We start from the raw sequence: 12,390 nt of genomic DNA, 5'->3' as shown, positions 1-12,390 counted from the left end.
CTAGCGGTACGTCACTTGTTTGACGGCTGCGATCACCTCATCGGTGGTCACGAGCGCCAGTTTTTCCAGGTTTGCAGCGTAGGGCATCGGAACATCCTTGCCGGTGCAGTTGATGACCGGCGCGTCGAGGTAATCGAACGCCTCCTGCATCACCACGGATGAGATATAGCTGCCAACCGAACCTTGCGGCCAACCTTCCTCGACAGTCACCAGGCGATTGGTCTTCATCACGGAATTGATGATTGCACCTGTATCCATCGGGCGGATTGTGCGCAGGTCTATCACTTCGGCGTTGATACCTTCTCCGGCCAGCTTGTCGGCGGCTTCCAGTGCGAACTGCATGCCGATACCGAAGCTGACGATGGTGACGTCGGAACCTTCGCGCCAGATACGGGCCTTGCCCAGCGGGACGGTCAGGTCGTCGACCTGAGGCATGTCAAAGCTGCGACCATACAGGATTTCGTTTTCCAGGAAAACGACCGGGTTGGGATCGCGGATGGCAGACTTCAGCAGACCTTTTGCGTCAGCGGCAGAGTAAGGCATGACAACCTTGAGGCCGGGCACCTGCATGTACCACGCCGCATAGTCCTGGCTGTGTTGGGCTGCAACGCGTGCCGCTGCGCCGTTCGGGCCACGGAACACGATCGGACAACCCATCTGACCGCCGGACATGTAAAGTGTCTTGGCGGCCGAGTTGATGATCTGGTCAATTGCCTGCATGGCGAAGTTGAAGGTCATGAACTCGACAATCGGTTTCAACCCACCAAAGGCCGAACCTACCGCGATACCGGCAAACCCGTGCTCGGTGATCGGAGTGTCGATCACACGCTTGCTGCCGAATTCGTCCAGCAGGCCCTGCGAGATTTTGTAGGCGCCCTGATATTCGGCGACTTCTTCGCCCATCAGGTAAACGTCCTCATCGCCACGCATTTCTTCGGCCATGGCGTCGCGCAAGGCTTCGCGAACGGTTTGGGGTTTCATTTCGGCATCTGCCGGCCAGTCGGGGGACAGATCCACCACCGGTGCCGCCGGTGCAGCAGCCGGAGCCGCAGAAGCGACGGCCGCCGGGGCAGCCTCGGGCGCCACTTCAGCAGCGGGCGCGGCCGACGGCAGGGCCGAGGCGTCTTCACCTTCCTCAACCAGAATGGCGATTGGAGTGTTCACCTTGACCCCTTCAGTGCCTTCCTCGATCAGGATCTTGCCAACGATGCCTTCGTCGACGGCTTCGAACTCCATCGTGGCCTTGTCGGTTTCGATCTCGGCCATGATATCGCCGGATGAAACGGTGTCGCCTTCCTTGACCAGCCATTTGGCCAGCGTGCCCTCTTCCATCGTGGGCGAAAGGGCGGGCATGAGAATTTCGGTTGCCATGTCTTATTCGTCCTCTCAGGCGTAGATGTCGGTCCAGAGCTCGTCCAGCGACGGCTCGGGGCTTTCTTTCGAGAATTCGGCGGCCTTGTTGACGACCTCTTTGATCTCTTTGTCGATTGCTTTCAGATCATCTTCTGTCGCGTGTTTGCCGGACAACAGCAGCTCGCGCACATGTTCGATCGGGTCGCTTTGCTCGCGGACCTTCTGAACTTCTTCCCGTGTGCGATACTTGGCCGGGTCGGACATCGAGTGGCCGCGGTAGCGATAAGTCTTGACCTCAAGGATATACGGACCCTTGCCCGCGCGGCAGTGGGCGACGGCCTTTTCGCCGGCCTCCTTGACGGCCAGAACATCCATGCCGTTGACGATCTCGCCGGGAATGCCAAAGGCTTCTCCGCGAACGTAAATGTCCTGGGTCGAGGTAGAGCGGGCTTGCGCAGTGCCCATGGCGTACTGGTTGTTCTCGATCACGAAGACAACGGGAAGATCCCACAGGGCAGCCATGTTGAAGGTTTCATACACCTGACCCTGGTTCGCCGCTCCGTCGCCGAAATAGGTGAATGTCACCCTTCCGTTGCCCTTGTACTTGTCGGCAAAGGCCAGACCCGCGCCCAATGGCACCTGCGCGCCCACGATGCCGTGGCCGCCGTAGAAATGTTTCTCTTTCGAGAACATGTGCATCGAGCCGCCCTTGCCCTTGGACAGGCCGCCCTCGCGCCCGGTCAGTTCGGCCATCACGCCGCCGGGATCCATGCCGCAGGCCAGCATATGGCCATGATCACGATAGGAGGTGATGCGCTTGTCGCCTTCTTCGGCGGCAGCTTCGAGACCGACCACAACGGCCTCCTGACCGATGTACAAATGGCAAAATCCGCCGATCAGACCCATACCGTATAGTTGTCCCGCCTTCTCCTCGAATCGGCGGATTAGCAACATTTCGCGATAATAGAGTTTGAGTTCGTCCGCAGAAACGTTTGGTTTCTTTGTGGTTTTTCGCGCAGCCATTGTGGCAATCTCCCCCTTTCGGCAAGATAGTTTAGCGTTAAACTATCTCATAGAACATTTGGCCGCATCTGGCGAGAGTAAAAGTAACGCAGGGGCAGGATGCGCGATCCTTGGCCTTGCGGTCTTCGTTAAAAGACTGCGGGCAAAGGTTTTTCGATGAAAAATCTGAAACCTCAGGGATCAGTGAATGACGATTTCATCCGTGCGGACCATACCCAGAACCGAACGGGCCTGCTGGTCCAGCAAATCAAGATCCAGATAGGTGTCCGACAGGCGACGGGTCAGGTTTTCCATTTGCGAGGTCTCAGCCTCAAGCCGGGCCAGATCGCGCGACAGAGCGTCCCGTTCCGCAGCAATCTCGACCCGTCTGAACAGGCCAAAATCTCCCTGCACGGCGGCGAAGGTGAAATAGACACCCAGCATGAAAGCCACCATGAAGAACAAAACTGAGCCCAAACCGGGCCGATGGGAACGGGACACTCTGTTAACCGCCGTATGAAGTCTGCCTCAAAAACGTGCCCTTTGCGGACATCTGATCGCACTATGTCACAGGCGGTTCGCGTTGTGAATCCCTTGATTCGCACTTTTTTGCGAATTGCCGATTAGGCTTCTCAGCGCCATGCCGCCAGCGCCTGATTGCGGGTCAGAGTTTGCTGCTCCATGCAGGCCCAATAGAACATGGGCGCCGCGCTGCCATCGCTTGCCAGCTCCGGGTCGCAGGTGGCGTCACGCGCTTTCAGCCAGGCGCGCTGTTCGTTCAACAGGGATTTACCGTTCCCACGCGCATCGGCCAGCGGTTTGACTTCGGCCCAGATACGGTTCAACTCGCGATCCGCGATTTCCCATTTTTCTTTGGCGCAGAAATTGGCGTCGAGTTGGGTTTGTCCGCTACAACTGGATTGTGCGGCGGAATAGGCGGGGATCAATGCAACGATCAGGCAGGCAAGGTACCTCATGACAAAATCTCCAATTCAATAAGGAGAGTTTATCATGAGGCGCGAAATGCAGCCAATTTGTCTTTAAGACTAGCCTTCCAATGCCGCAACGCCGGGCAGGGTTTTGCCTTCCATCCACTCAAGAAACGCGCCGCCGGCGGTTGAGATGTAGGTGAAATCGCTGGCTGCCCCCGACGCATTAAGGGCGGCGACCGTGTCGCCCCCCCCAGCAACCGAGATCAATTTGCCCGACCGGGTCAGCGCAGCCGCTTTCAGGGCCGCGGCGTTTGTGGCAGCGTCGAAGGGTTCCAGCTCGAAGGCACCCAGCGGGCCGTTCCAGATCAGGGTCTGGCTTTGGGCAAAGATTTCGGTGATGGCCGCGACGCTTTCGGGACCGGAATCCAGGATCATACCCTCCGGGGGGCATCCATCAGACCGCAGAACCTGATGCGGTGCATGGGCTTCGAACTTTTGGGCGATCACGATGTCGCGGGGCAGGACAATCGTGCAGCCCGACGTCTCCGCCTTTGCCAGAATTTCCGCAGCCGTGTCCTTCATCGCGGTCTCGGCCAGCGATTTCCCGACATCAATGCCCTTGGCGACAAGAAATGTGTTCGCCATACCTCCGCCAATGACCAGATAGTCGACCTTGTCGATTAGATTGCCCAGCAACTCCAGCTTGGTCGATACCTTGGCCCCACCGACAACGGCAGTGACGGGGCGTTTCGGCGAACCCAAGGCGCCTTCCAGTGCCTCAAGTTCGGCCTGCATCAGACGACCGGCGCAAGCGGGAAGCAAACGGGCAAGCGCCTCGGTCGAGCTGTGGGCGCGGTGCGCGGCGGAGAACGCGTCGTTGCAATACAGATCACCCAGGCGTGCCATACCTGCGGCCAGGTCCGCATCGTTCTTGGTCTCTGCCGCATGGAAACGGGTGTTTTCCAACAGCAGCACCTGACCGGGCTTCAGTTCCTGCGCGGCCAGTTCGGCTTCGGCACCGACGCAATCGGCGGCAAACAGGACCTCGGCTCCAAAGGCGGCCTCCAGGGTCGGTACCAGCTGTTTCAGAGACAGGCTCTCGCGGCGTTCACCGCCGGGGCGTCCGAAATGGGCCAGCAGGATAGGTTTGCCGCCCGCGTTCAGGATATCGCGGACGGTCGGAACGATCCGCTGAATACGGGTTGCATCGGTCACAACGCCGTCCACGACCGGAACGTTGATGTCCACGCGCACCAGAACGCGTTTGTCGCCCATGTCCATATCGTCCAGCGTTTTCCAGCTCATCGCCCAATCCTCGTCATTTTGAACCGATCTAGGCGGTTCTTTTCCTGCATTTTGCATTCAGGTCAATGCGTCACTTGGCATTCATGCGCCCGCATCATAGGTATTTGCGCAAGATAAACGACAGGAGGGCCAAATGGCCGAGATCAAGGATCCCGAAAACACCATCATCATCGAACTGAAGGATGGCAATGTCGTCATCGAGCTTCTGCCGGACGTGGCGCCCCAACACAGTGAGCGGATGAAGGAACTGGCACGTGCAGGCGAATACGACAACGTGGCCTTTCACCGTGTGATCGACGGTTTCATGGCGCAAACCGGCGACGTACAGCATGGCGACATGGAAGACGGGTTCAACCTGCGTATGGCAGGTACCGGCGGTTCGTCCCTGCCGAACGTTCCGGCGGAATTCTCGAAACTGCCCCACGACCGGGGAACGCTGGGCGCCGCCCGGTCACAGAACCCGAACTCGGCGAATTCGCAGTTCTTCATCAACTTCAAGGACAATCATTTCCTGAACGGCCAGTACACCGTTTACGGACGCGTTATCGAAGGCATGGAGCATGTCGACGCCATCACCCGCGGCGAGCCGCCTGCAAGCCCCGATCGGATGGTCAGCGTCAAGGTGGCGGCAGATGCATAAGCTGGCGGCAGTTTTTGCTCTGATTGCCGGCCCGGCGCTGGCAACCGGGCTTGAGATCGAAGTCGAAGGTCAAGGGGCCAATGGCACCATCACCATCGACCTGTTCGACGACGTAGCCCCCAAACATGTTGAACAGATCGCGGCGCTGGCCAGCGAAGGTCAGTATGACGGTGTGATCTTCCACCGCGTGATTGACGGGTTCATGGCACAGACGGGTGACGTGCATTTCGGCGATCAGAACTCTGATGAGTTCAACGCGGGTTTGGCCGGGCGCGGCGGTTCCAAACGTCCGGACCTGCCAGCCGAGTTTTCGGACGTGACGTTCGATCGTGGCGTTGTAGGCATGGCGCGGGGTAATAACCCCAACAGCGCCAACTCGCAGTTCTTCATCATGTTCGAGCCTGGTCCGTTTTTGGACGGCCAGTACACGGTCGTCGGAAAAGTCACGGACGGCATGGATGTTGTTGATGCGATCAAACGCGGTGAAGGGCAGAACGGTGCCGTCATCGGGCAGCCTGACGTGATGAAAAAAGTCACCGTGACCGAGTAATACCTCAAACCCGGCGCTGTTTCGCGCCGGGTTTTTCCATTCCGCTACCCATCGATGAAAACGTGGATCGCACGGTATGAGCTTCCGGCGCCTGAAACGAAGCGAAGTGGCTTACATCTTTCAGTGTCAACATTGCAGCAGCAGGGATCGCATCGGCGATTGCCTGTGAAAAATCCGCCAGGATAGCCTCCTTGAATGGTGCGCCGGTTCTGACGGCCAATGATTTTGGCCGATGATGGCGACAGAATTGGGTGCCAGCGGCAGCTTCTTTGCCCCGATCCGGTGCATTCAATTTTGCGTGTATCGGTCTGGTCCAAGGGGGAAAGCTGCGTCAGCATGTCAGAACGTCAAGAGGTGGGCTGATGCGCGTTCTCTTCACATGTGCGTTGATGATGTGGGCCACCGCCACAGGAGCCGGCCCTGATGAATGGCGTGCGGAATGGCCAGAGACCGATTTCAGAAAATCCGCAGTAACAAACTGGTCCGAAATCCGGTCTGGTGGTCCGCCGAAAGATGGGATTCCGGCATTGGACGATCCCGGCTTTGTCCCCGTTTCCAATGGCTCGCTTGCAGATGTCGAACCTGTGATAACTGTGGAACTGGCGGGAGACGCGCCACGCGCCTATCCAATCCGCTATCTGATGTGGCATGAGATCGTGAACGACCGTATCGGCAGCACCCCCATCGCCGTTACATTTTGCCCGCTTTGCAACTCGGCCATCGTGTTTGATCGGCGATTGTCCAATCGTGTGTTGAGTTTTGGCGTCACCGGCAAACTGCGTCATTCCGATATGGTGATGTATGACCGCGAAACCCAAAGCTGGTGGCAGCAGGCGACGGGTCAGGCCATTGTCGGACGCATGACAGGTCGCGAACTCAGGACTTTGCCGGTTTGGATGGAAAGCTGGGCCGATTTCAGCGCCCGCAATCCCGACGGGCTGGTGATGGCTGAACCCGCCTACAACCGCGACTATGGGCGCAACCCCTATCGGGGCTATGACACGTCGCGTCGACCGTTTCTGTACTCCGGACAAGACCCGCCGCACGGTATCCCTCCGCTTGAACGGGTCGTTCGGGTGGGGGACAAGGCGTGGCCCCTGACGCGCCTGAGCGAAGAACATGAAGTGCAGGAAGCGGGGCTGACGATACGGTGGTCACCGGGTCAGGCCTCGGCGCTGGACACGGGGCGGATTGCAAAAGGGCGTGATATCGGATCGATCCGCGTGCGGGATGACAAGGGCAGGGACGTTGTCCATGATGTCATGTTTGCCTTTGCCTTTCATGCCTTCTGGCCGAACGGGCAATGGATGGTCGGAGGCCGCCCTTAACGGCCTCCGACAGAATTCGCCCTAGTCTTCTGGGGACATTACTTTCCAGATTACCGCTCCGATCGCGGCCCCGATCAGCGGCGCGACCCAGAACAGCCACAGCTGCGCCAGCGCCGGACCATCCGCAAACAGCGCCACACCGGTCGACCGCGCCGGGTTGACCGACGTATTCGTAACCGGGATCGAGATCAGGTGGATAAGAGTCAGGCCCAGACCGATTGCAATCGGGGCAAAACCCGCAGGCGCGCCGGCAGATGTCGCACCCAGAATGATCAGAATGAAGAACGCCGTCAGAACGATCTCGATGATTAGTGCAGACATCATCGAATACCCTTCGGGCGATGCATCACCGTACCCGTTCGATGCAAACCCGCCCACGCCTTCAAAACCGGGTGCACCGCTGACGATCAGATACAGAACAATCGCCGCAACAACCGCGCCGACCACCTGCGCGCCCCAATAGGGCAACAGATCCTTGGCCGGAAACCGGCCGCCAATCATAAGCCCCAGGCTGACGGCAGGGTTGAAATGTCCGCCTGAAATATGCCCGACCGTATAGGCCATTGTCAGCACGGTCAGGCCGAACGCAAAGGAAACGCCCAGCCAGCCAATACCAACATCAGCTACACCTGCAGCAAGTACCGCACTGCCGCACCCGCCCAGCACCAACCAGAAGGTGCCGAAAAACTCTGCCATTAGTTTTGATGACATCAAAAGTCCTCCAGAAAACAATGATTTTCAGGTTAATTCAAAAAACACGTTTTGTGAAACTAATGAAATCGGAGAACTTTTTTGCGAAAGCGGGCCGCACTCAACAGACTGTCGAGGACGCCCTGGCTTCGCTGCTCATTCGCCTGAGCACAGCTGAAGCGAAACCCGCGTCGCATAAGCATCCTTAGTTGATGTTCTATTGACCGCCGCCAGTTGCCGACTGCGGCAAGCGCATTACATCCGAGGCTCGAGATTCTATGTAGATACCTGATGAGTGTTTCAGTGACCGGACCTCAGCGGTATGTCTTGTTCAGTCGATTGCGATCAAGGTCAAATCTTGGATGGGTCAAAAACGGAAAATGCCTCTCAGTGCAAAACTGCCCGGGGACCATCCGTTCGCCGGTGTCATCGAAGATGCATATCGCGTTTTTTCCTACCCCAAGCCAACACGAACCGGCGTCTGCGAAGGGTGCTGCATGGAGGCGTCCATCGAAGCGGATTTCTTCAATCCGGGTATTGAAGATCTGCCTCTGCACTATATTCGGGATTGGTTCTTTGCGGCATGTGATCCGAAAGGCGTCGATAAGATAATTTGGGCCTATCTCCTCCCACGTATACTGGAAGTGCTGGCATGTGATGAAGACGTCAGCTCGAACGGGCTTGAAGTCAGCCTGAGCCGGTTTGAAACCGGCAACCCGGATAACTGGTCAGCCGAGGAATGGAATGTGCTCGATCGGTTTCAGCGCCTCTTCCTGATGCGCGAGATCGACCGGCAAGGGCATGATTACCTGGATGATACGATCTGTATGTTCAGCCTGGGTGGGTGGCCATTGGAAACCCTGCTGGCGCAGGTTGCGGATGTTGCCGATGACAAGCTGGTCTGCCGGTTCTGGAACGACTGGTGCGCCGGTCGCGTTCCTGGTCGCGAGGCGATTTGGATCACCGCCTTTTGGCCAAGCCCGAACAACTCCAGAATATTCGACTTCTACACATCAAAAGAGATGCATCAGAGGTTTTAGAAGCTGGCTTTTGCAGACGACACCAAGGCAGAACTTGCCGAAAAGGCAATTGCAGTTGCGGGAATCATAGAAACCAATGCCACGTGGAACCAGCGTGAGACCTAGAAGGCCCGGATGCAGTCAAAGAAAAACGCCGCAGTGTTGCTGCGGCGTTCTCCAGACTATTGCTGTTTCAGCAGAGGTTACTGGCTGACTTCCGCTGCCGGGTTAGCACCCGACTTGCCGCTGCGGCCAGGGTTCAGCGGGTCGTCCTGACGCTGCACCGAACCTTCGAAATGCGCACCGCTTTCGATGGCGATGGTCTTGTGGATAATGTCGCCTTCAACCCGTGCGGTCGAAGTCAGGCGGACCTTCAGGCCGCGGACCCGGCCGACAATGCGGCCATTGATCACCACGTCATCGGCAGTCACTTCACCCTTGATGGTGGCCGTCTCGCCAATGGTCAGCAAATGGGCGCGAATATCGCCTTCGACGGTGCCTTCCACCTGGATGTCGCCGGACGTCTTGATGTTGCCTGTGATGTGCAGGTCCGACGACAGAACCGATGCTGGTGGCTTCGGCTTGGGCGGAGTGCTGGCCTTGGTCTCGGTCGAGGTGGGTGCTGCCGGTGTTGCCGGGGCGGCCGGCTTGGCCGCTTCAGGTGCCTTGGAACCGGGCTCGTTGATTTTGCTCTTAGAAAACATTTCTCGCAGCCTTGATGTAAGTCATTGGGTTCACAGGTCTCCCGTTCGACCGCACCTCATAGTGCAGATGCGTGCCGGTTGACCGTCCGGTGCTACCCATATCAGCAATATGATCCCCGCGCGAGACCCTTTGACCGACCTTCACGCGGATCTTTGTGTTATGAGCGTAAAGTGTCTCAAGTCCGAACGCGTGCTTGATCTTTACCAGCCGCCCAAAGCCTGACTGCCAGCCCGCATGGGTGACAACGCCATCGGCCGTGGCAAAGATATCCGTGCCGTGCGGTCCGGCAAAATCTGCACCACTGTGCATGCGGCGCCCACCGGTTTTGGGGTCACGACGGGTGCCATAGCCACTGGTGTATCGCACCGCGGCACGCACCGGGCTCGCAAAGGGCGCTTTTTCCGCTGCAATACGGTAGAGGTTCAACTGGTCCATCTGCTGCAGCAGACGGTTCGCGCGGATTTCTTCCGGAGATAACTCCTCACCGCGCGTGCTGAAGGATAAAGGGGTCAGCGGACCGCCCATACCGCTATATCCGCGCCGGACCTCTTCGATGATACGGTCTGTGGGCATACCTGCCTGCTGGAACATCTTATCCAGGGGCTCGACAGAAATGACCATCGCTTCTTCCAGTTGCCGGAAAATCTCGTCGCTGCGCTCCTGCATCAGGCGGATTTCCAGTTCAAGCTCGTCACGCTGATCCAATGCATCGCGGGCATTGGCGGCGATCTGATCGCGTTCCTGCGCCGTCCGCGCCAGCGCTTCGGTCATGAAACCCATTTGCGCGGGGTTCGCGGCAGCGGCCATGTAGACGTCGCCCCCATCGGTGCCCTGTTGCACTTGGGCCAACTCGGTTCGCGCCTCTTCGCGCTGCTTCATCGTCGCGCGTAACGTGGTCTGGATCACGTCGATCCCGGTTTCCAATTCACGGCGGCGATTTTCCGATGCCAGCAGTTCTGATTGCATGACGGAAATCTGCTCAAGCGCGGCGTTGAACCGGTCCTGCGCGGCCAATGCCTCCTGCGCGCGCGCGTCGCGTTCTTCCGAGATGATATTCAGCCGTTCCTGATATGTCGCCTGATCGCGCCTTGCCTGATCGCGGAAATTGCCCGACCCGATACTGTCCATCAGCAGGATGGCCGTGGCAACGGCGGTCCAGCCGACCATGATGGCCACACCGGCAACCGCCACAATCTGGGTTTCGGAACTCAGCCGGATGAACCGGGTGTCCTGGTCGGATTTCAGAAAAACTCTGCGCTCGGGAAAGTGCCGCTCGAGCAGTGAGTGAATTTTGATTGCCAGACGTGTTCGCACGCGTCTTCCCTCTCTCGTCCCCATATTCGGGACCGGTCGTGAGTGATAGCCGTCCCTTGGGCGAAGTGCATAGAGGGCCGGTTCGATTTGGGCAAGTTTGTTGACCGGAGAGACAACTTAACAGCCGGTAACGGGCCAATTGTCGGCGGGATTTTGCCTAAACAGCCGCATTGGCCCCCAGATCATGTGCTTCCCGGCAATGGCATCTCTTCAGTGAGGGGCCAATAAAAATCCGGAGGCAGCCCGGCTTCGGCGCGTTTCTCTTCATTGAAAGGTGGTTTCAGGGCGCCATGAAAGTAGCGCCGGACAAGCTGGTGGAACACGTCTTTTGGGTCGGCGTTTTCGCGTCCACACAGAAAATGAAACCATTTCGAGCCGTATGCCACGTGGCCGACCTCTTCGGCGTAGATCACCTCAAGCGCGGCGATGGCGTCATCTGCACCAGCCTTGCGGAAGATTTCGATCATGCCCGGCGTGACGTCCAGACCACGTGCCTCCAGCACCATTGGCACCACCGCCAGCCGCCCCATCAAATCGTCGGCCGTATCTTCAGCCGCGCGCCACATTCCGGCATGGGCGGGCAGGGCGCCATAGAAACTGCCCATCTGTTCAAGGCAATCACAGACCATTTCGAAATGGCGCGACTCCTCTTCGGCGCATTTGACCCAATCGTCATAAAACCCGATCGGCATGGGGATGTGACCGAACCGGGCGATGATATCCCAGTGCAGGTCCACTGCATTCAGCTCGATATGGGCCACCGCGTGTAACAGCGCGATGCGACCGGCCTCGGAGCCGGGGCGGCGTTTGGGTACATCGCGTGGTGACCGCAGTTCGGGCCTTTCCGGCCGGGCAGGGTTCAGAGGTGGCGTGGCGGTGCCGATTTCAATCCGCCGCGCTTCACCCTTGCGGGCAGCAAACCATGCGGCGGCATGGCGCTTGGAAAGCGCGGTCTTGGCCCGCCCATCTGCCGTGGTCAGAACTTCGGTCGCCATTGTCGTCAGCGTGTCGGACACGGGTATCCTCCGCAGTAGCCTGGTGTCGCGCGGTTGATAGACCGTATGGTCGCCTGGGTCGAGGGGGCCGAACCTAAAGTGCGCGTACAGCCTCCAGCACTTCGTCGACGTGACCGGGCACCTTGACCTTGCGCCAGACCCGGGCGATCCGACCTTCAGCGTCGATCAGAAAGGTTGATCTTTCGATCCCCATGGATTTGCGCCCATACATGTTCTTTTCCACCCAGACCCCGTAGTCCTCGCAAGTGGTCGATCCCTCGTCTGACAACAGCGGCGTGGTCAGTCCATGCTTGGCGACGAATTTGTCATGCTTGGCCACACTGTCCCTCGAGATGCCGAAAACTTGAGCGCCAGCTTCCGCAAAGCTCTGAAGTTGTTCCGAGAAACCGATGGATTCCTTGGTGCAGCCCGGCGTATCATCACGGGGGTAAAAGAATAAGACGACGGCTTGGCCGCGCAGGTCCGACAAGGTAATTTCACCGCCTCCGTCCCGTGGCAGGGCGAAATCGGGGGCTATGTCTGAAACATCGGGCATT

At 58.4% G+C, this 12,390-nt stretch carries 15 protein-coding genes; 4 read left to right on the top strand and 11 right to left on the bottom strand.

Annotated elements, in window-relative coordinates:
• The 5 genes from ACR0JW_RS04125 to ACR0JW_RS04105 form a co-directional block, all read right to left on the bottom strand.
• A complete protein-coding gene (locus ACR0JW_RS04125) occupies window positions 1-1,371 on the bottom strand; it encodes a pyruvate dehydrogenase complex E1 component subunit beta (RefSeq protein ID WP_170676454.1) in 1,371 nt (456 codons plus the stop codon).
• Window positions 1,372-1,386: 15 nt separating this feature from the next.
• A complete protein-coding gene (gene pdhA / locus ACR0JW_RS04120) occupies window positions 1,387-2,376 on the bottom strand; it encodes a pyruvate dehydrogenase (acetyl-transferring) E1 component subunit alpha (protein WP_170610291.1) in 990 nt (329 codons plus the stop codon).
• 180 nt (window positions 2,377-2,556) lie between these two features.
• On the bottom strand, window positions 2,557-2,856 hold the full coding sequence (locus tag ACR0JW_RS04115; RefSeq protein WP_170610294.1) for a septum formation initiator family protein: 300 nt from the start codon (window positions 2,854-2,856) through the stop codon (window positions 2,557-2,559).
• Between the two features lie 131 nt (window positions 2,857-2,987).
• The gene (locus tag ACR0JW_RS04110; RefSeq protein WP_170676456.1) at window positions 2,988-3,332 is read right to left on the bottom strand and encodes a lysozyme inhibitor LprI family protein; all 345 of its coding nucleotides are present in this window, start codon (window positions 3,330-3,332) and stop codon (window positions 2,988-2,990) included.
• A 69-nt stretch (window positions 3,333-3,401) separates the two neighbouring features.
• Entirely contained in the window at window positions 3,402-4,592 is a 1,191-nt protein-coding gene (locus tag ACR0JW_RS04105; protein ID WP_170676458.1) for a phosphoglycerate kinase, read from the bottom strand.
• 133 nt (window positions 4,593-4,725) lie between these two features.
• On the opposite strand from ACR0JW_RS04105, the gene ACR0JW_RS04100 reads away from it, so the two are divergent.
• Together ACR0JW_RS04100 and ACR0JW_RS04095 are read left to right on the top strand one after the other, a co-directional pair.
• Entirely contained in the window at window positions 4,726-5,232 is a 507-nt protein-coding gene (locus ACR0JW_RS04100; protein ID WP_170610303.1) for a peptidylprolyl isomerase, read from the top strand.
• Window positions 5,225-5,782, top strand: a complete 558-nt coding sequence (locus ACR0JW_RS04095) for a peptidylprolyl isomerase (protein WP_170676460.1) — start codon at window positions 5,225-5,227, stop codon at window positions 5,780-5,782. The genes ACR0JW_RS04100 and ACR0JW_RS04095 overlap by 8 nt, the downstream gene beginning before the upstream one ends.
• 4 nt (window positions 5,783-5,786) lie before the next feature.
• On the opposite strand, the gene ACR0JW_RS04090 is transcribed toward ACR0JW_RS04095, so the two are convergent.
• The gene (locus ACR0JW_RS04090) at window positions 5,787-6,002 is read right to left on the bottom strand and encodes a hypothetical protein (protein ID WP_170676462.1); all 216 of its coding nucleotides are present in this window, start codon (window positions 6,000-6,002) and stop codon (window positions 5,787-5,789) included.
• A gap of 142 nt (window positions 6,003-6,144) precedes the next feature.
• Here ACR0JW_RS04090 and ACR0JW_RS04085 point away from each other — a divergent pair, with 142 nt between their 5' ends.
• Window positions 6,145-7,110: a DUF3179 domain-containing protein gene (locus ACR0JW_RS04085; RefSeq protein WP_170676464.1), complete on the top strand. Its 966-nt coding sequence runs from the start codon at window positions 6,145-6,147 to the stop codon at window positions 7,108-7,110.
• Between the two features lie 21 nt (window positions 7,111-7,131).
• Here the strand turns inward: ACR0JW_RS04085 and aqpZ are convergent, their stop codons facing one another.
• A complete protein-coding gene (gene aqpZ / locus ACR0JW_RS04080; protein WP_170676466.1) occupies window positions 7,132-7,821 on the bottom strand; it encodes an aquaporin Z in 690 nt (229 codons plus the stop codon).
• Window positions 7,822-8,180: 359 nt separating this feature from the next.
• Between aqpZ and ACR0JW_RS04075 the strand changes: the two genes are divergently transcribed.
• Complete coding sequence (locus ACR0JW_RS04075; protein ID WP_480713599.1) at window positions 8,181-8,840, top strand: hypothetical protein; 660 nt, start codon at window positions 8,181-8,183, stop codon at window positions 8,838-8,840.
• Between the two features lie 182 nt (window positions 8,841-9,022).
• On the opposite strand, the gene ACR0JW_RS04070 is transcribed toward ACR0JW_RS04075, so the two are convergent.
• From ACR0JW_RS04070 to ACR0JW_RS04055, 4 genes are all read right to left on the bottom strand, one after another.
• Window positions 9,023-9,523 (bottom strand): bactofilin family protein, encoded by a 501-nt coding sequence (locus ACR0JW_RS04070; protein ID WP_170610317.1) that lies wholly within the window; start codon window positions 9,521-9,523, stop codon window positions 9,023-9,025.
• Window positions 9,513-10,838 carry a DUF5930 domain-containing protein gene (locus ACR0JW_RS04065; RefSeq protein ID WP_480713598.1) on the bottom strand — a complete coding sequence of 442 codons (1,326 nt, stop codon included), beginning with the start codon at window positions 10,836-10,838 and terminating at the stop codon, window positions 9,513-9,515. The genes ACR0JW_RS04070 and ACR0JW_RS04065 overlap by 11 nt, the downstream gene beginning before the upstream one ends.
• A 182-nt stretch (window positions 10,839-11,020) precedes the next feature.
• Window positions 11,021-11,833, bottom strand: coding sequence for a ferritin-like domain-containing protein (locus ACR0JW_RS04060; protein WP_480713635.1), 813 nt, complete (start codon window positions 11,831-11,833; stop codon window positions 11,021-11,023).
• A gap of 94 nt (window positions 11,834-11,927) precedes the next feature.
• Complete coding sequence (locus ACR0JW_RS04055; RefSeq protein WP_170676473.1) at window positions 11,928-12,389, bottom strand: peroxiredoxin; 462 nt, start codon at window positions 12,387-12,389, stop codon at window positions 11,928-11,930.
• Between the last annotated feature and the right edge of the window lies 1 nt (window position 12,390).

It is taken from the genome of Ruegeria sp. BG6 (assembly GCF_056538465.1).
The sequence above is the reverse complement of the archived record's forward strand: the minus strand, read 5'-3'. Positions and strand labels throughout refer to the sequence as shown.